Annotated in this window: 15 protein-coding genes; all 15 read right to left on the reverse strand. The window is 47.4% G+C overall.

Annotated elements, in window-relative coordinates; genetic code table 11:
• Position 1: 1 nt before the first annotated feature.
• Positions 2-940, reverse strand: coding sequence for a UDP-glucose 4-epimerase family protein (locus MN202_RS01220; RefSeq protein WP_335734260.1), 939 nt, complete (start codon positions 938-940; stop codon positions 2-4).
• Positions 937-3,183, reverse strand: coding sequence for a glycosyltransferase family 4 protein (locus MN202_RS01225; protein ID WP_335734261.1), 2,247 nt, complete (start codon positions 3,181-3,183; stop codon positions 937-939). Before MN202_RS01225 ends, MN202_RS01220 begins: the two co-directional genes overlap by 4 nt.
• Complete coding sequence (gene asnB / locus MN202_RS01230) at positions 3,183-5,108, reverse strand: asparagine synthase (glutamine-hydrolyzing) (protein WP_335734262.1); 1,926 nt, start codon at positions 5,106-5,108, stop codon at positions 3,183-3,185. The genes MN202_RS01225 and asnB (MN202_RS01230) overlap by 1 nt, the downstream gene beginning before the upstream one ends.
• A 48-nt stretch (positions 5,109-5,156) precedes the next feature.
• Positions 5,157-6,278, reverse strand: coding sequence for a glycosyltransferase family 4 protein (locus MN202_RS01235; RefSeq protein WP_335734263.1), 1,122 nt, complete (start codon positions 6,276-6,278; stop codon positions 5,157-5,159).
• Positions 6,279-6,409: 131 nt separating this feature from the next.
• Positions 6,410-7,546 carry a glycosyltransferase gene (locus tag MN202_RS01240; RefSeq protein ID WP_335734264.1) on the reverse strand — a complete coding sequence of 379 codons (1,137 nt, stop codon included), beginning with the start codon at positions 7,544-7,546 and terminating at the stop codon, positions 6,410-6,412.
• A 30-nt stretch (positions 7,547-7,576) separates the two neighbouring features.
• On the reverse strand, positions 7,577-8,554 hold the full coding sequence (locus MN202_RS01245) for an EpsG family protein (RefSeq protein WP_335734265.1): 978 nt from the start codon (positions 8,552-8,554) through the stop codon (positions 7,577-7,579).
• 62 nt (positions 8,555-8,616) lie between these two features.
• Positions 8,617-10,548, reverse strand: a complete 1,932-nt coding sequence (gene asnB / locus MN202_RS01250) for an asparagine synthase (glutamine-hydrolyzing) (protein ID WP_335734266.1) — start codon at positions 10,546-10,548, stop codon at positions 8,617-8,619.
• Between the two features lie 21 nt (positions 10,549-10,569).
• Positions 10,570-11,520 (reverse strand): glycosyltransferase, encoded by a 951-nt coding sequence (locus tag MN202_RS01255; RefSeq protein ID WP_335734267.1) that lies wholly within the window; start codon positions 11,518-11,520, stop codon positions 10,570-10,572.
• Complete coding sequence (locus tag MN202_RS01260; protein WP_335734268.1) at positions 11,507-13,027, reverse strand: lipopolysaccharide biosynthesis protein; 1,521 nt, start codon at positions 13,025-13,027, stop codon at positions 11,507-11,509. Before MN202_RS01260 ends, MN202_RS01255 begins: the two co-directional genes overlap by 14 nt.
• A gap of 5 nt (positions 13,028-13,032) precedes the next feature.
• Entirely contained in the window at positions 13,033-13,617 is a 585-nt protein-coding gene (locus tag MN202_RS01265) for an acyltransferase (protein WP_335734269.1), read from the reverse strand.
• Entirely contained in the window at positions 13,601-14,698 is a 1,098-nt protein-coding gene (locus MN202_RS01270; RefSeq protein WP_335734270.1) for a DegT/DnrJ/EryC1/StrS family aminotransferase, read from the reverse strand. Before MN202_RS01270 ends, MN202_RS01265 begins: the two co-directional genes overlap by 17 nt.
• Entirely contained in the window at positions 14,695-15,564 is an 870-nt protein-coding gene (gene rfbA / locus MN202_RS01275; protein WP_335734271.1) for a glucose-1-phosphate thymidylyltransferase RfbA, read from the reverse strand. The genes MN202_RS01270 and rfbA overlap by 4 nt, the downstream gene beginning before the upstream one ends.
• A complete protein-coding gene (rfbB, locus tag MN202_RS01280) occupies positions 15,561-16,643 on the reverse strand; it encodes a dTDP-glucose 4,6-dehydratase (RefSeq protein WP_335734272.1) in 1,083 nt (360 codons plus the stop codon). Before rfbB ends, rfbA begins: the two co-directional genes overlap by 4 nt.
• Positions 16,640-17,566, reverse strand: a complete 927-nt coding sequence (locus MN202_RS01285) for a Wzz/FepE/Etk N-terminal domain-containing protein (protein ID WP_335734273.1) — start codon at positions 17,564-17,566, stop codon at positions 16,640-16,642. Before MN202_RS01285 ends, rfbB begins: the two co-directional genes overlap by 4 nt.
• A 14-nt stretch (positions 17,567-17,580) precedes the next feature.
• The gene (locus MN202_RS01290; protein WP_335734274.1) at positions 17,581-20,328 is read right to left on the reverse strand and encodes an SLBB domain-containing protein; all 2,748 of its coding nucleotides are present in this window, start codon (positions 20,326-20,328) and stop codon (positions 17,581-17,583) included.
• Positions 20,329-20,406: the final 78 nt, after the last annotated feature.

The following is a 20,406-nucleotide window of genomic DNA, read 5'->3' on the forward strand; positions in this document are numbered from 1 at the left end:
CTTATTCTTTCGCAGCGAAACAACGCTTAATCCCGTCTTCAACCGACAGCGGCGGCACCCAGCTTAAGGTCGCCTTAGTATGGTTGATATCCAGCTGCAAATCACCGCATAACCTTGATATCACCGCCTGCTTGCCGGTTAGCTTTGCCGCAAATTGTAACCAGTTAACCGGTACCGGCAGCAACCGGGGCTTATGTCCGGCGGCTATGGTAAGCAATTTCAGTAGTTCAGTGGTAGAGATATCTTTATCGTCACTGACTAAAAAGGTCTGATTGGCCGCTTTGGCGTGCGTTATACAGGTCACAATTAAATCAACCAGATTATCCAGCGCCACCAGGCTACGTTTATTAACTATAGCGCCAAGTGGTAATGGCAGGTTTTTTTGCGCCAGTTTAAGCAAAGTAGCAAAATTACCTTTTACGCCGGGGCCATAAACCAATGGCGGCCGAATAATAACTAACTCCATGCCGCTTTGCCCGGCGATTAGCTTTAAACCCGCTTCCGCTTCTGCCTTAGAAAGGCCATAGGCATCCTGTGGCTCTGGTGGTTGCTGGGCAGTGAAAGGTTGGCCAACAAAGGTTTGCTCTCCATTAACTTTCACTGAGCTGATAAAGATAAATCGTTTCACCCCGGCAGCAGCGGCCTGTCTGGCCAGATTTAGCGTCGCTGCCACATTCACATTGCGGTATTCAGCCAATGGGTCAACAACTTCGTCGTGCATAATATGCGCCCGGGCAGCAGCGTGAATAACCACTGTTACTCCGGTTAACGCCGGCAGAAAATCTGTATTATCAGTCAGTTCAGCCTGAAAAAAGCGGCTTTGCCTATCTGGCGCACGTCGCCCTACGCTAATAACCTCAAAACCACTGATAGCTTTTAATACTGCCTGACCGACAAAACCGGTGGCACCGGTAAGTAAAATCTTTTCTGGTTGGATCATTGTCGTGTTCTGCCAAGCTCGTTATACAAATTAAAATACGCCGCCACAGTTTGCTCAATACTAAAGCGTTGCTCAGCCAGCTTACGCCCGGCCTGACCAAGCTGTTGACGAAGTGCAGGCTGTTCAATCAGTGTAATCATAGCGTTTGCCAAAGCGGGGATACTTTTAACCGGCACTAACAGCGCCGTTTCATCAGCGATTACAGCATGGCGGCAGCCTGGTACATCGGTAGTAATCACTGGCCGGCCGCAAGCGGCAGCTTCAATCAACACTTTAGGCAAACCCTCGCGGTAAGACGGCAATACCACTACATGGCTGTGGGCAAACACTGTTGGCATATCCTCTCTGAAGCCAAGAAACTCGACCCCATCCTGTAATGACAGCTGCTGGATCTGCTGCTTTGTTACTGATGCCGGGTTACCTTCATCAATATCACCTGCCACCCAAAAACGTGTTTGCGGATACTGCTGTTTAACCCTTGCAGCGGCTGCAACATACTCGCCGAAGCCTTTATCGACTAATAAACGGGCGGCAAAGACAAAAATCAGCGGCTCAGCGGGTTCCGGTTTTGCCTGATATAAACTCAACTCAACACCAGCACCGTCAATAACGCGCGATTTTGCCGCACTGACAATACCATCAGTTAAAAAGTTTTCTTTATCGGATTCATTCTCAAACACCGCCAATAAATTGGGGTGGGCAAATACCGCTTTATACAGCTTGGACACCAAAGAACGGACAAAAAAGGCTCGCATTCCCTGATGAATAAATACATAACCCAAGCCGGTAACTACCGCTAACACACTGGGTACCCGGGTAATGCGAGCCGCTAAGCCACCATATATTACCGGCTTAATTGTCATTAAATGCACCAGCTCTGGCCGCAAACGCCGAAACAGCTGCACCATGCTGAAAAACGAACGCAGTTCTGAAAAAATGTTTTTCCCGCTGCGGCTAAGCGGGATCACATGATGAATCAGGCCTTGCGCCTCTATCTGCTTTACCTCATCACCCGGCATGGTAGCAACATGCACAGCATAACCGCGTGCTTTTGCTTCCAGTGCTTCAGGCAGCCAGTGCGATAAAAAGAACTTAGCAATATTCACCACAAACACCATACAAGGTTTATCGCCTGCATAGATACTAAGATGCCTGGCGACAACCTGGTTGATATCAAACGCCTGTTCTGCCAGTTGCCGGCCAGCAACGGCCAGCTGTTTACGCTGCGCCGGATTCTGCACCAGCTGCAAGATCGCTGAGACTAATCCGCCGGACTCCTTCACCGGCACTAACAAACCGGTTTCATTCGGTGTAATAGCGTCCCGGCAGCCCGGCACATCAGTGGTAATCACTGCGCGGCCACAGGCCGCAGCTTCAATTAAACATTTTGGCAGGCCTTCACGATAAGACGGCAGCACTATAATATTGGCCTGCGCCATCGTGCTATTAATATCTTTCTGGTAACCCCAATGTTCGACAATTCCTTGCTGTACCCACTGCTCAATATCGGCATTGTTTACAGACTTCGGGTTACCATCATCGGTATCGCCTACCAATACCATCCGCACTGCAGCACCTTTCTGCTGCAGCTGCCTGGCGGCGTCGACAAACTCCAGCACACCTTTATCAATCAAAAGTCTGGCTACCAGCATCACCACCGGCGTATCGTCCGGCTCAGGCTGTACCTGATACAGATTAAGGTTGACACCAGAACCGCGGATCATCACGGCCTGCTCTGGTGATATGGCGCCCATATCCAGCAACAATTGCCGGTCATCCGGGTTTTGAAAAATAACTTTGGTTTTGTCACTACGTAGCGCTAGCCGGTACATCAAGGATACAAAAAACCGTAACACTGACGCCTTAACACCACGGGCGATGAAGATGTAACCAAGCCCGGAAATCGACGCTACGCGTTGGCGGATGCCCAGCAAACGGCTGGCAAGGCCACCATACAGTACCGGTTTTATCGTCACCAAATGCACGATATCAGGCTTTACCTGACGTAGTACCTTAAAAAGGCTGGCAAAAGATCCAAGTTCTGACCAAAGCCGGGTACCGCTACGGGACAATTCAACCGGGTGTAAAATAAAACCCAGCTGGCGCAGGTAATCGGTCTGATCGGTAAATGAACAGGCAACATGCACTTCATAACCCTGCTGCTGTGCGGCCAGTGCAATAGGTAGCCGGTGCGAGACAAAAAACCAGTCGACGTTGACAACAAAAAGTAGCTTTTTCTGCATTAATGGTATCTCTGGTACCAGGCCTGGAACATCAGAATATCCCACAGCTGATACTGCCAGTTGCGCTTGCCTGACAAGTGCTCCTGCCACATATTACGCACGATAGCGACATCGAAAAAGCCTTCGCTTGCTAAACGCTGCTCTGCCAGCAAAGCTTCGGCCCATTGTTGCAGTGGTCCACGTAACCAGGCGTCTAAAGGTACAGCAAAACCCATTTTCGGCCGTTCAATCAGCTCTTTCGGCACATATTTGTACAAAATCTGCCGCAAACACCATTTAGACTGACCATCTTTTAGTTTCAGCGACTTAGGTAAACGCCAGGCATGCTCAAGCACGCTATGATCCAGAAACGGCACCCGGGTTTCCAATGACACTGCCATCGCAGCACGATCGACTTTTACCAGAATATCATCCGGTAAATAGCTCAAAGTATCTTGCGCCATCATTTGTAATATAGGGTCGGCAAAACCGGCTTTACGCTGTTCATCTGTCAACACAGTAGCAGGCTCTTTGCTATCCAATACCACCTGCTCAGGGTTTTGCCAGTGTGACACCAGCCCAAGGTACAATTGCTCTGCATCTCGACAAGCAAGTACGGCAGCAGCCTTATGTAGCTTATCGCCTAAATTACTTAACTGAGCGCGCGCTGGTAGCACCTTAGCTAAAGCATTCCAGCCTTTGACAGGTATTGCTGTCATCACGCTTGCAAGCATTTTTCGCAACAACACTGGCACCCGGTTGAGTTTATGCCACAGACGGGCCGTTAACAGGTAACGATTGTAACCACAAAATAATTCATCACCGGCATCGCCTGATAGCGACACCGTAACGTGCTGACGGGCAATTTGAGATACTAAATAAGTAGGTATTTGTGACGAATCGGAAAACGGTTCATCGTATATTTCCGCCAGCTTAGGCACTACAGCCAGAGCGTCATCTGCTGTGACATAAAGCTCAGTGTGCTCAGTGCCCAAATGCTTTGCTACTGCCTTGGCAAATTCAGCTTCGTTAAAACGTGGATCATCAAAGCCAATTGAAAACGTCTTAACGGGCTTTGACGATTGCGCCTGCATCAAGGCGACAATCAATGACGAGTCTACGCCGCCGGATAAGAAAGCGCCCAAAGGCACATCTGCCATCATCTGCCCGGCGACTGCCTGCTTAAGCGTCTGCTCTAAGGCGGCAATTTGCTGTTCTGCTGGCGCAACATCGGGGTTAGCTTCAGCTTGTGCCATCGCATCACGTACCGACCAATAGCTCTCAGTGTGCAGCTGCTGATCAGCGTTGAGCGTCAGTATGGTGCCAGGTAAGAGTTTATAGATTTGCTGATAAATTGAGTAGGGTGCCGGTATATAGTTATGACGCAACAATAAGGCTATAGCATTGCGGTTAATTTCCGGTGCAAATACCGGATGCGCGCGTAGCGCATTTAGTTGTGAACCGAACAGAAAACAGCCCTGCTGCCAGCCATAATACAATGGTTTTTCGCCAAAACGGTCGCGGGCCAATTGTAGCTGCTTTGTCTGATTGTCCCATAGCGCCAGCGCAAACATACCTGTAGCTTTTTGCAACGTAAGCTTAAGGCCCCACTGCTCTATCGCCGCTAACAACGTTTCGGTATCCGAATGGCCACGCCACTGCCGCGGACTAATTTGCTCCAGCTCGTTACGTAATGCCTGATGGTTATACACTTCACCGTTGTAGGCCATCATATAGCGGCCAGAACCTGAAGCCATAGGCTGATGACCAGCCTCTGACAAATCCACGATAGCCAGACGGCGATGCGCCAGCCCCACCGTATTATCTTCATTGGTCCAATAGCCCGCGCTATCCGGCCCGCGATGCGCAATAGCATCAGCCATGGCAACTAGTTGCTGCGACAACAGATTACCGTCGGGTGCTACGACTCCGGCAAATCCACACATTATTAAAATTCCTTTATAACTGCAACGGGCATTGCTAACCGTTAAAAATCAGCTTTGTAAACTACTGTACAATTGCTGATAACGCTTAACCATTTGATCTATAGAAAAGTGTTCCGACACCCGTTTATGTAAATTTCGCCCCAACTGTGCTCGATATTCTGCAGAGTTAGCCAGTACACTCGACAAACACTCCGCCAACGACGCACTGTCAGCAGGATTTGCTAATGTAACTAAATTACCTGTCATATATTCTACGTCGCCAACATTGGTTGCCACAACAGGCAAAGCTGCGCACATCGCCTCGCCTAAAGCCAGCGGAAATGCCTCAGTGCGCGACGGCATACAAAAAACATCAATAGCATTGAGCAAAGCTGGAATATCAGAGCGCTCACCTAGAGCAAGTATTTTCTCCGGATACGGACAAGCGTTAATTAATCGCGCCATTTCCTTATTATCTGCATCACAGCCTCTACCAACGAATAAAAATATGACTTCTGGGTTAGCTATCTGGAGACGCTTAATTGCCTCAAGCATGATGTCCTGGCCCTTATCAACATGCCACCGGGCTATTATTCCGACAGTGATAGCTGACAACGGCAATTGCAGCTCCCGGCGTAATGCCTGCCGTAAACCTGGTTCGGGAGCATACTCAGAAACCGCAAACCCATTAGGGATAACGGTAATTTTATCCGCTGCATAACCACTACGCACATGTAATTGCTGTGCAGCCTGGGCCACGCACACTATTTTATCTGGTACACGGTGAGACAATAATGCGCAGCATTTCATAATCAGCCAGGTTGCAGGCTTACCTTTAGGTAGCTGACAAGTATGAATACCCCAAACATAACGAATGTTTTTCAACCACAACGAGCTCAACGATGTAATAAAGTCAGCATGATACAACCAGCTTTGTACAACGTCAGGATTAATGACTTTTAGCAATTTAGAGAGTTTCATGACAGCAAATATCAACGACAAAAGGCCAGTGACATTTAATGAATACACTTTAAAACCAACCTCTCTGAGCTTGGCCGCAAGTACACCCTCAGGCCGCAAAGTTATAACAGATATGTCTTCTGCATTAATAAGCTGCGCAGATAACAGGCGGTAAAGCACAAGCTCAGCCCCACCAATGTCCAGAGATGTAATTACATGACAAACTTTCAAACAATATCCTGAAATATTAGTTATATGAGGAGCGTAGATGGCTAGTTAACTAGTTAACAAAAAACTGAACCTGTACTAAGCGATTTAATTAAGCCATAAATTTGTTTAGACATAAATGCCCCAAACGAGCTTTATCTGTTATCAACATTATTTAATACCTGCTCATAGCGCCGCAAAATGGCTATCTGAGTGAAAGGCTGAGCAGTCGCTTTAACTTTTAGCGCATCAGTGTAGCACGGTAGCTGCAAAACCGTACGAAGTGCCTGAGCTATCGACTCGCCTTTACGAACCAAGACTCCGTTGATACCTGGCTGAATAATCTCTGCCGGGCCACTTGGGCAGTCAACCGATACCACCGCAGTGCCACAACTAATAGACTCGACCAACACATTTGGAAACCCTTCATACAACGATGTTAATAATGTAAGTTGGGCATTTTTATAAAATGGCAGCAGCTGCTGATGAAAACCGGCGAAATCGACACGGTCAGCTATTCCCAACTGCTGCGCTTGCAGCTGTAATGCTTGTTCTAAACTGCCTTTACCAACAAACTTAAGCCTGAGAAGAGGAAATTCGGCGGCTATTTCGCTAAAAGCAGAGATAGCCTGGTGAAACGCTTTTTGTTGCTCCAGCCTGCCGACACATAAAATATAATGTTCAGCGGCTTTATCACTGAGTAAAAAATCATCGGATAAGTGTTCATATATCGGTGACACAGGGTTATTAATAACACTGCAACGGCCGGCAAACTGCGGCATACACGCAAGTAAATCCTGCTGCATACCCTGGCTTTGGTTAATAACAAAGTCGGCTTTTTTATACAGCGACTTTAACAAAATACTAAATATTCTGCCTTTAACCGAACGTCCGTAAGACTGCATATTTCGCGATATAGTGTTGATATTTCTCGCAATTAAGTCAAATTTAAAACCATAAAGCCCACGTATTAACACGGTAGCCATAGTTAACTCATAGTTAAACGCCAGTACTTTATCCGGTGCTGCAATACGCAGATACTGCCTTAACGGTTTAAACACATAGCGTGCCTGTAACACATTAAGATTTACCAGTGTAACCTGCTCAGAAACACGGGCTAAATGCACCGCATCGTTTAAATGCAGTACCACCAGCTCAACCTGCCAGCCCAGCTCCGCCAACCCATTAGCCACAGTGACACACACACCCTCAGCCCCGCCACCGCTAAGAGACGAAATTAGCAGGCTGCATTTTTGCTTATGGGGTTTAAGTTTTTCGCTATCTGTTGTCATTGTCTGTCTGCATAGTATCCATATAAGTGCTTAACTTTCAGCAAAGCCCATAAGTGGTTGGGTATAACTTACCAGCATTAACGCAGCATTAAATGCCAATATGGTGGTAAGCATAATAATGCGCCGCCAGCCCGTGGTGGCCAGTAAAGCCAGTAACACCAGCAGCACACCACTTTCAAATACCCGCCCAGCAATGGGGGTAAAAAAGTAGGCTGCCAGATAGAAAATTAATACCCCACTGGCAACGGTATACTGATGCAAAAAGCGCCGGCCCTGCAGCAGCATTAGCACCAGCATCATAGTCCAGAATATAAAACCAATACCTGAAGCCGCTTCCGCTGTAATCGCTGTTGTGGTCGCTTGCCTTGCCCCGACTATGGCGGCCAATTGCGCTACCAGCAACGCTAAAGACAGAGACACACAAAAATACAGCAGCAGCTTGATGTCCGGCGCAGTTCTGAGCTTTTTCAGCAACCAGCCACCGAGCATTATGGCAATAATGATAAAAAAGCTGGAATGTATAAACGGTGATAAGCCAATAAAAAATAACCGTTTTTTGTTGCCAGCACTAAACCAACCCAACAAAAATACCGCTATTGCCAGCCCCTGCCGGATGTGGATAACAAAATTTTTCATTACCTGCGGAAAAACCAGCACTAACATCAGCCAAAAGAAGTTTTTTGGGTTATTTAGCAGCAGCAAGTACGACACGACAAAGGCGCTGAAAAAAACAATAATGCGCACAACAACGGTATCGTCAAACAATAAACCCAACACAGAATTAAGTGCCAACCACACCGGCTCATTGGCCAACAGCGAATGCAACCCCTGTCCCAGATGCCGCGCCATGATAAGCGGTGACACCCGCGCCATTTCCAGATAGTTTGCTCTGTCTATTACGCCCTCCATCGGAAAGCTGCACAGCAAAGCCGCATAAAGCAAAGCCACCAGCAAACAGGCAAACTTTTGCAACTGGTTTACGTTTGCAGCTTGCGGAGACACTAGCATAGAGACCAACACTCAGTTAGCACGACTTTAAGATGTTGCTTGTTTGCAATAAAGTTCACCGCTTATTGCTCCTGCAGCCAGCTTTGGAACATGAGCAGATTCCACAGCGGATACTGCCAGTTACGGCCACCGCTTAAATGTTCATGCCAGTATTTTTTAACCGTGGCTACGTTAAACAGACCTTGTTGGCTTAGTTTATGCTCGTCCAGTAAGGCTTCAGCCCAGTCACGTAAAGGACCTCTGAGCCAATGGTCTACCGGCACACCAAAGCCAGTTTTTGGCCTATCCAGTAATGGTTTGGGTACATATTTATACAGTATCTGTTTTAGTGCCCATTTACCCGTACCACCACGAATTTTCAGGTTCAGAGGCAACGCCAGCGCCTGTTCAATAAAGCGGTGATCCAGCATTGGCACCCGTGTTTCCAATGACGCAGCCATAGCAGCTCGATCGACCTTCACCAGCACATCATCGGCCAAATAGGTTTGGCTATCCGCCAGCATCATCCAGTTAAAGCGCTCTTCTGACTCGGCTAAAACTTTGCAGTTAAGTAAAGTGGTAGGCTCAGCAGCAGACATTAGCACGTCTGACGGATGCTTCCAATCTGACACCATATAACGATATAACGCCGAAAAATCATTTAATTGAGAGAGATCTGCAGCACGGCCACAGGTATTGGAGAAAAGACCGCGGTGAGTTTGCCCGGTCAGACGATCAAGCTGCTGCCAGACATCAGCGTTCAGCAAGGGTTGGCACCATCCCAGCAGGGAGAAAAATGCTTGTGGCAGTGCCGATAATTTATCAGCCTTACGCACACAATCAAAATAACGGCTGTAACCGCCAAATAGCTCATCTCCGGCGTCACCAGACAACGCAACCGTTACATGCTTACGTGCTTCAGCAGCAATTAGGTAAGTCGGAATTTGCGAACTGTCAGCAAAGGGCTCGTCATACATAGTAGCCAGCTTAGGTACTACATTCAGCGCGTCCTTTTCACCAACATAAATTTCAGTATGATCAGTACCCAAATGCGCCGCTACCGCTTTGGCATGCTCAGCTTCGTTATATTCCGGTACGTTAAAACCTACAGTAAAAGTGCGTATCGGTTTGGTCGACTGAGCTTGCATTAATGCTGCTATTAAAGACGAGTCGGTACCGCCAGATAAGAATGCGCCCAACGGCACATCGGCCAGCATTTGTTCACTGACAGCCTGTTTAAGCTGGTTTTCTGCAGCGTCCAATGCCTCTTGCTCTGTACCGTTAAACGGGTTATTTCTTGCTTTTGCCGCAGCAGTTGTAAAACTCCAGTACGGCTTTATATCTGCGCCTTGCTGAAGCTTATCAGCTTGCAGCGTTAATAAGCTTCCTGGTAATAGTTTAAATAACTGCTGATATATAGTGTGTGGCGCCGGTATATATTTATGCCGCAACATCAGCGCCACGGCAGCAATATTAATACGGCTATCAAAAGCTGGGTGGGCTTTTAATGCTTTAAGCTCAGAGCCGAATAAAAATACGCCGTTGCAAAAACCATAATAGAGTGGCTTCTCTCCCACTCTGTCACGTCCTAGTGTCAAAGTACGCTCTGTGTTATCCCACAATGCAAAAGCAAACATACCGACACAACGTGATACGGTTGGCTCAATACCCCAGCACCTAATACCCTCTAACAGGGTTTCGGTATCAGAGTGGCCTCGCCACTGGCTGTCAAACTGTTGTTCCAGTTCACGCCTCAGCTCAAGATGGTTATATATTTCGCCGTTATACGCGATAACATAGCGCATATCGTTTGAAGCCATTGGCTGATGGCCTGCTTCTGACAAATCCAGAATAGCCAGTCGTCGATGAATAAATCCCAGGCTGTTGTCTGCCGAAGTATAGATCCCCTGATCATCAGGCCCACGATGCACTATGCTATCGCCCATTTTCTGCAGTAGGGCTGTATTAACCGCCAATGCTTGTTGTTCAGCCAGAATACCTGCAAATCCGCACACGTTTAGCTTTCCTTCTACTTTTTAAATTTGTCCTGAGTACCCACGTTCAAATGCAGCAACAAGATTACTGTGGCGACTGGCGTTGAACACTTTCCATATGATTAGCAGATCCCGCATTCTGGGCAATGCCCGACATTTTAAAAGCAGCTTAAAAAACCGCCATTTAAGCGGATGACGTAAGTAAGCCCGGGTGAAAATTTCAAAAATAAGCTGAGCTGCAAACTCCCTGCGCACCGGCGCATTCTCCGATAGCATGCGCTCAATAAAATCAAGCTTGGCTAGTCCGACATACATGTTGCCTTTTTGTCGGGTTAAAGTCTTATCTTGCTTAAAAAAGCGGTACACTCCGTAAGGTTGATTAATATAAGCAGCGTATCCGCCATTCTGGACAAAAGTCAGCGTCATATAATAATCAATAGTAGGTTTATCATAAGCAGTCAGTTTTTTGGCAGATTTCCGATACATACTGCCTGAATGGCAACCTGTCAGACCGTAATATTTTGCTAAATCAGCTAGATAAAACTTATTTATACCCAATTGTTCATCGACAGGTTGGACCGGCATGCCGACCGCAGTCTCGCCTTTTTCATTCAAAATAACCATACGATGCCAAACTATCTGGCAATCGTCGTTTTCATCTAAAAAGTCTTTCAACACCTGAAGTTTACCTGGCAACGCATAATCATCGCCGTCAAGGTGGCTGATGTATTCGCCTTGTGCCAGGTTATGTACAGAAAAGTAATTATTTATTGGCCCAACATTTTTTTCGTGTAGCACTAACTTGAGCTGATCTGAATAGTGCTGCTGCAAATCAAGCAGGACTTCACGGGTGCCGTCTGTTGAGCAATCGTCCGCAACAATAAGTTCAAAATCACAATCGACCTGTTGTTGTAAAATACTCTCAACACACTTGCGAATATAGTGAACCTGGTTATAAGTTACGACACACACGCTTATCTTAGGTACGCTCATAATAATCACTTAATTTATTTAGTAAAAAAGCCCTTGGCTCCGCTTTGGCCAACAAAAAAATAACAATCAGAATAATCCAACTGAACCCTGCCATTACAAATAGGCCGATCCTACTCTCAATCAATTGAAACACTGCTGGCAAATCCAGTACAAAACACGCAGCAGTCAGACATATACATAGCAGTAAGCGCGGCAGTATTGTACGTTGGACAAGATTTGGATACAGCGCAGAGCTGTGTTGGGACAAGAGTAGCGGCTGAGCGACAATAAAATACAGCACATTAATACCTAACCATACAAACGCCGCACCAACAGACGAGAAATAATAAAAGCTCAATGGATAAGCAACCAAAAGCAGAAGCAACATTGCTAGGCTAAAGTAATTACGCAGCCTGATTTTACCCGCAGCATAATCAAGAATATAGGAACACGAATTAATTGCCAGGACTGCGGTAGCTGCACTGTAGATCAAAAACACCTGATATGTACGCTCAGCGAAACCCGATTCACCATACCAGGCTCTCAACAGGCTAAAACCAAAAATGTACACCACAAGCACAGTAGACACTGACATAACCGTCATAAAGTCAAATAGTTGCCGAACGATATTTAACGCGGAGTCTAGATCACCTGTTGCCAGAAAAGTTGTCACTCTGGGCTGCATAGCTTGAACTAACGGCGCGGTGATTAGCGTAATCAAGCCGGCCGCCATAACTGCCACATGAAAATAACCATAATCAGCAAGGCTTAAAAATGTTGAAGCGAAGAATTTGTCAGCCTGTGAAATGAGTACCCAAAGTATAGTGGCGCCACCGGCAGCAAGTGTGAATTTTACCGGAGCTTTAAAGGCTTCATCAAACAATGACATTGTTACAGTATCTTTGGCAACAGGCAGCAATTTATGTTTGCGGCCAACCAAAACCAACAACTCAAATAACTGCACGAAGAACTGATAATAAAAATAGAATTCAACATCGATTTGCCAATAAACGATAAGTGGCACTACCAATAGAAAACGTAAGGTCGCGACGACAGTGGTGAATTTAGCTAACCAGATAATATCTTCATAGCCAAACAATACCGAACGAAAAAATGTGGCTAACCAGCGACAAAAAATTGTCAGAGCACTAATCTGAAGCAGATAGGTGACTAAGTTTAAATCCATTTCATTGACTTCAAGCCATTGGGTAGCCAGAAACAAAGCGGCAAAGAAGATGCTAAACGCCAGCACAATTCCACTACACAGAAACACTCGTAAGATAATAGTCAAAAAAGAATGGAAAAAACGAAGCTCGCTCGCTCCTGCGCGGTATCGGCTGGCCTCTCTTGATAACGATGCCGAAAAACCCACGTCTAATAATGACATCAGCATTTGTAATGTCAGCATAAATGCTATCAGCCCGTATACTTCGGCACCAAAATACTTAATGTAAACCGGTATTACCGCAATTCCGGCAATTGCAATATAAAGCTGGCTAAACCAGTTCCAACCGGCCGATTTAAACATTGATATCACTTATCAGAGTTACTTGAATTGAGGGTATTGACGTAACGATGTTCCATATTCAGCACATTGTTACTGCGTTCCGTGATAAACCTGGCAGGTGCGCCGGCATAGATACCAAAAGATGGGCAACTTTTGGTTACCAAACTAAGCGCACCAACAGCCACGCCTTCATGCAAGGTAACACCAGGTAAAATAACGCTACCACAACCGACAATAACGTGTTTCTCTACTACTACATCTGCATGCGTAACGTTTTTATATTCTTCTGGCACACAAGGGTTTGTCATTGACTCGCCAGAATAATCATCTGAAGAGCTGTAAACCGAAACTCTTGACGATAAATTAGCAAAGTCTCCGATGGTAATTGCGCCTGCGCCGATCAGGCTGGTGTAGACCGCGATGTGAATGTGACTGCCCAGTGTTATGCCACCACTGCCGGCGGAAAGCACAACAAAGTCATCAATACGGACATTGTCACCAATGCTAATATTGCTAGCATTATAAATGCTGGCTTTATCTGAGATACGCACTTTGCGCCCCAGGGCTTTAAAACCCAAGGCCTGCAGTTGCTGTTCAGTTAGCAGAGCCATACAACGCCTGTTTAACTGCATCGGTTATTGTGGTGACGTCTGTAGCAGACAAATCGTAATACAGCGGCAAACACAAAGTACGGCTGGCGAGCGATTCAGATACCGGACATGGATCAGTAAACCGTTGAGTATATTGCGGTAACTGATTTAACGACGGCGAGAAATAGCGTCGAGCGATAATGCCTTGACGAGCCAGGCCATCCAGTACAATGCTGCTTTGCGTCGCATCGTCAAAGGTAACCGGCATATAGGCGCCGTTGGTTGTTGCTTGCTGGTGCCACGCAGGCTGCACTACAACATCTTTTAACTGATGGCAGTATTGCTCAAACAACGCCACTCTGTGCTGCATGATAGCGTCTATATTATCCAATACAGCAAGCCCCATAGCAGCATGCACTTCGCTAAGCTTAGTATTGATACCACTGTCAGTAATCTGTCCGGTTTTGGTATCTATACCAAAATTGGTCATTAGCACGGCGCGTTCGTAATCGTCGCTACTATTAAAAATAACTGCACCGCCCTCAACACTATGAAACACCTTGGTCGCATGAAAACTTAATGTCGCGGCATCACCGAAATTTAGCACGCTTTGCCCGCCAACCTTAATACCAAATGCATGGGCGGCATCATAGATAACTTTTAGTTTGTGTTGCTGTCCAAGCTCCGCAAAAGCATGAACATCACACGGGTTACCATAAACATGCACCGGTACTATAGCCGATGTGCGATCCGATATAGCCCTGGCTGTCGCCAACGGACACAGGTTATAGCTTTGTGTATCAACATCAGCAAACCGAGGCGTAATACCTTCCCAGGCTAAACTGCTGCTGCTGGCAATAAAGGTAAACGGCGTTGTTACTGCTTCGCCTTGCAAGTCAAACACTTTATAGGCCAGCTGCATTGCCAGGGTTCCATTTGCCACCGGCAACAGATTTTTTACGCCCAGATACTCTTCTAAACGCAATTTTAGCTCTTGCACCATAGGGCCATTGTTTGTAAGCCAGGCTTTTGCATAAACCCGTTCAAGATATTGCGTGTATTTGCTAAACGCTGGTAAATAGGGTTTGTTTACTGGGATCATGTCGTTTTAACCAACTCTGCCAGATACTGGCCATAACTGTTTTTCGCCATAGTGCCGGCGATACGTGCGATATCATCTGCCGTTAGCCAGCCATTGAGGTAGGCAATTTCTTCTAACACCGCCACCTTAAATCCTTGCCGATGCTCGATAGTTTGTACAAATGATGATGCTTCAAGCAAGCTGTCGTAGGTACCGGTATCCAGCCAGGCAAAACCCCGGCCGAGCATTTCAACCTGTAATTGGCCACGCTTCAGATACTCGCGATTAACACAGGTGATTTCCAATTCGCCGCGATGCGATGGTTGGATGCTTTTGGCGACATTAATTACGTCATTGTCATAAAAGTAAAGGCCGGTGACAGCATAATTTGATTTTGGCCGGTGCGGTTTCTCTTCAATTGAGATGGCTTTGCGGTTTTCATCAAACTCTACCACGCCAAATCGTTCAGGATCACGCACCTGATAGCCAAATACTGTCGCACCGGTTGTCCTGGCCGCAGCTTGTTTTAGCTTAGGGCTAAAGCCCTGGCCGTAAAATATATTGTCGCCAAGCACCAGACAAACACTGTCTTTACCAATAAATTCTTCACCAATAATAAACGCCTGTGCCAAACCATCCGGGGTGTGCTGGATGGCATAGCTTAGGTGAATACCAAAGTCAGTACCATCGCCGAGCAAACGCTGAAACGCTGGCTGATCTTCCGGTGTGGTAATAATTAAAATATCGCGGATACCGGCCAGCATTAATACCGACAACGGATAGTAAATCATTGGCTTGTCATACACAGGTAACAGTTGCTTAGACACTCCGCGGGTGATCGGATACAAACGGGTACCAGAACCGCCGGCTAATATTATGCCTTTCATTTGTCTGAGCTCCCCTGCCCTAAACGCTCCATGGTGTAACTACCATCCAGTACGGCCTGCCACCAGGCCTTATTTGCTAAAAACCACTGCACCGTTTTACGCAGGCCGCTGTCGAAGTTTTCTTGCGGTTTCCAGCCCAGTTCGCGCTCTATTTTACTGGCGTCTATAGCATAGCGTAAGTCGTGGCCTGGACGGTCTTTGACGTAAGTGATAAGTGCTGAGTGTTTAGTGTTGAGTGGGTAGCCACGCTGATGCATTGGGGTCAGCTCGTCCATCAGCTCACAAATGGCGTGCACCACTTCAATATTTTGTTTTTCGTTATGGCCGCCGATATTGTAGGTCTCGCCTACCTTGCCCTCGGTTACCACCTTGTATAACGCCCGGGCATGATCTTCTACGTAAAGCCAGTCACGGATCTGATTGCCTTTACCATATACCGGCAGGGGTTTACCGGCCAATGCGTTTAGTATCATCAGCGGGATCAGCTTTTCCGGGAAATGATAGGGACCGTAATTATTAGAGCAATTAGTTACCAGCACGGGTAAGCCATAAGTACGGTGCCAGGCCCGCACTAAATGATCTGAACTGGCCTTACTGGCCGAGTAAGGGCTACTGGGTGCATAGGGCGTGGTTTCTGTAAATAAGTCATCAGTGCCATGCAAGTCACCGAATACTTCATCGGTAGAAATATGATGAAAACGAAACGCGGCTTTGCGAGCAGTATCCAAGCCGTTCCAGTAGCTGCGGGCGACTTCTAAAAGGGTATAGGTGCCAACAATATTGGTTTCGATAAAGGCCGCCGGGCCGTCTATTGAGCGATCAACATGGCTTTCTGCCGCCAGGTGCATCACCACATCGGGCTGATGCGTGGCAAAAACCCGCTCTAATTCTATGCGGTTACAAATATCGACCTGTGCAAAACTGTAGCGTGCATTATCCGCTACCGACGCCACAGAGCCCAGATTGCCGGCGTAGGTTAGTTTATCTACATTGACGACACTGGCCTGGGTTTCGCCAATAATATGCCGCACCACTGCTGAGCCGATAAAGCCGGCCCCACCTGTTAGTAACACTTTCATTGTTCTTTCTTCATTACCAGTCTGATCATCAGAAAGCCGACACCGGCGATAAAAATTACCAGTCCTGCAGCTATTACCATAATGGCACGGCCCGGTTTGTACTTTTTCTCAGGTACCACGGCTGCATCTACGGTTTCCAGAATGTATTCCGGTTTCACATTGGCCAGCATCAGGGTTTTGGTTTGCTCTTCAATTAACTGATACAGCACGGTTTTAATTTCAGTGATCTTAGTATCCGCCACTTGCTGCTCCAGATAACTGATGCTGGACTGGGCTTCGCTGATATCACGCTGGCGCATGTCTTCGTTTAGCTCAGCAACGATGGCGCTGACCCACTGTTGCGATACGGCAGGCGAAACGTGCTGATAAGCAATTTTAATCATACCGCTGGTCTTGTCCTGATTAACGGTAAGGTTATCCAGAAACTCTTCGTGAGCTTCAAGCAAACTAGGCTTAGGCTGTTTAGGCCATTTAACCTCACGCACCCATTCACCGGTGTCGGCATTGTATATATCGGCGTCCAGTACCAGCTTATCGTCTTCAGGCTGCCAGCCTTCCACCGCCATCAGCGGCACCAAAATCTGGTACTTTTCGGCAAACTTAAAAAAGAACTCGCGCGACTTTAGCTTTTCCAGCGCAATTGCAGTTTTATTATTATCACCTTTGCCCAGGCTAACGCCTGCCAACGACGCCAGGCCACCTAACTGGCCAGCCAGGCTGCCAAGCTTACCGCCGGCACCCTCTGTAACCGGGGTAACCAGAGCTTCGGCACGGTAAATATTGGGTAACGTAAGGCTATAAAATGCCATGGCGACGGCTACCAAAAACGAGGCGCCAAACAACCAGATTTTATTGCGCCAGATTTCGCCTATCAGTTCGTTCAGGCCGATTTCATCGGCTGCAGTGCTTAACTCGTTATTCATTGCTGTTCCGTCTGCTAGAAGTTGTTCAGCGCTGCTAACGCAACCGCACTCTGATAGAAAATTTGCGTAACCTGCGCCCACAGACTTAAGTTGTCTTTATATTCTGTGTCTAGTGGCGCCACTATGGTATCGCCAGCCTTAAGGTTGTTTTTGCTGACGCTAAACCAGTTGCTCTCGGGCACCATGACTGAACCATCGGCCCGGATCACATAAACCCGATCTTTATCGGCACGTTTACGAAAGCCACCGGCCAGTTTTAAATAGTCATCCAACATCAGACCAGACGCAAAGCGGTGGCTACTCGGATGCTGCACTTCACCAACAATAGCGATAGTGTTATTAACCCGCGGAATATGCAGCACGTCGCCGTCTTCTACAGCTAAATCAGCAGCCGGATCGCCCGCCATCACCAACGGCAGATTAATAACCAAACGGCCAACCGGTTTGACTTTTTCAATTTCGCTTATCATGGCAATGGCGTCTTCCGGCGAAATACGTACTGTTTCACTGGATAACGATTTGGCCGCTATGTCAGAGCGCAGTTGTTCTGTCAGCTTTTTCAGTTGCTGAGTTTCACGTTCGCGAATTTGCTCACGGGTAAATAAAGGGCCATCAACAAAGGCATTACTGGTAACGCCACCGGCGCGTTTTAACACGTCAGACAGCATTTCACCTTGTTGAATAGTGTAAACACCGGGAAAGCGCACTTCGCCGCTAAGTTCGATGGTGCGGTCCAGATCCCACTGTGGTACCGGGAACACGTTCAGCCGGTCACGGCTGGTCAGCACTAAGCTTTGTTCACCGGCTAATATGGCGGCTAAATCTACCGTTGAGTGCTCAACATGCAGGCCGCGGCTCAGATCGCTGCGGGCCTGAGCGCGTGATAACTCGGCGCGGCGTAAAAATGCCGAGTCTTTCAGGCCACCGGCTGCGTCAATTAAGTCACGTACATCACCGTTTTTAGCCAGCGGGTATTCGCCTTCTACTAATACTTCACCACTGACACTGACCAGCAGGGGTTCAGCACCATTGCGGGCCTGTAAACGCAGTTTTTCTAACACCGGATGCAATAATTCGGTACGGGTAAGGTGTGGTGTTAGTTTTATCAGCTCAGGATCATCCAGTACATTTTGCAACAGGTAACTGAAATTTTCCTTCAACGCTTTTTGCTGATCTGGTTTGGCGATATCTTCCGGGAACAGATGCGAGCCGGTATTTTTTAATGCTTTAATATCTTCAGCTAAGCGCTCTTCCGTCAGCTCATCTTTTTCAGACATTAAACGAAAGCCTTCTTCGGCTAAATCCAGCTGATTTAACCAGCGCAGCTCGACAGCAATATCAAAGCGTTTTTCCAGCGCATCATGTAAGTACTTATTCAGCGCGGAGCGCTGATAGGTTTGCAGCGCCTGATGAAAAACAATTACCGTATCACGCGCTTGCAGCGCTATGTTCTCAGTGCCTTGCGGCGTGTTTATCGCATCTGCCAGACGGAACTGCAGCACCTCCAGCTCGCCAAGGGCATTGACTTCGCGCAGCACTATGCCGTAGTTCAGATCGGCAGTGCGCTGTAAGTCAGACCAGCGTGAACCGAGTAAATCGGTAATGCGCAAGCCCTGGCGCCAGGCGTGAATGCCCGGCCTTGCCACTGCACCGGCCAGCGTGACCGAATTTTTAACCTGCGGAGAAGTCGCGCCCACACGCAATACATCGCCGGCACGGGCCAACTGCTGTTGCTGGGCTTTATCAGTTAAATCAACACTTTGAAAGTCGCGCAGGTTTTGCGCATTAAAGCGCTGTAACACCGCCTGTTGCGGATAAGCCCCCGGTTTAGCACCGCCGGCCATATTAAGTAAATCAAGTAAGGTATCTTGCGCTGTTACTTCGTACAACGCCGGCCGGTGCACTTCACCGGCGACTTCAGCAATGGCACTTACCGGCGCAACAAAAACCACATCACCGTCTTTTAAGTGCAGATTGACTCTGGCATCACCTTTTAACAGCAAGGCATATAAGTCAAAATTAGCAGCATTTTGCCCGCCACGTTGCACCGAGATGTTGCGCAAACTACCTATATCGCTAACACCGCCGGCAGCATAGAGCGCATGGGTAACCGAACTTAACGCTGGCAGGTTATAAGAGCCCGGATACTTCGCCTCACCGGCAATTAACACGTTGATACTGCGCAGCTTGCCCATACTGACAGCTACATCGGTGCCCAGTAACTGCTGGCGAACGCGCTGGATAATAAGTTCACGGGCATCAGCATAGCGCAGACCGGACACGGCTACCGAGCCCATTTCAACGATATTGACATTACCATCGCGGTTTACTTCGGCTTTCAACTCACGGTTGAGTTTGCCAAACAGTTGCAGCAATAAGGTGTCGCCAGGGCCAAGGATATAGTTGTCAGGCACCGGCAAATTTTTCACCGGCGCAAAAACCGAACTGGCTTCGTCAAACATATTCAAACCAAAGCGTTTGGGTTTACCGTCATCTTCTGGTTTTTTCTTGTCTTGTTGCTGCTTTCTGCGCTGTGCGCGGTTGCTCTGCCCGGCGTCAGTATCATCCGTATCAGATTGCGAAGCGCCGTCCAAACCCAGTTCGCTCAGATCAATACCGTATTGCTTTGCCAATTGCTCTTGTTGCGCTTTAGGCAACTGTTTAAATTGTTCCATCATGGCGGGGGTGACGGTTTGCGCAGCCGAATACAGCGGCAAGGCAAAAAACAAGAAAAATGTTAAATATTTAACGATATTAACCACTCGTCGCTCCGGTTCTTATAAATTTATAGTGCTGTGCAATGGGCCTGAAACAGAAAATTTATCCTTATTTCTGTACGC

Origin of the sequence: Rheinheimera muenzenbergensis, from assembly GCF_036984005.1 — a bacterium.
GTDB classification, from domain to species: Bacteria; Pseudomonadota; Gammaproteobacteria; order Enterobacterales; family Alteromonadaceae; genus Alishewanella; species Alishewanella muenzenbergensis.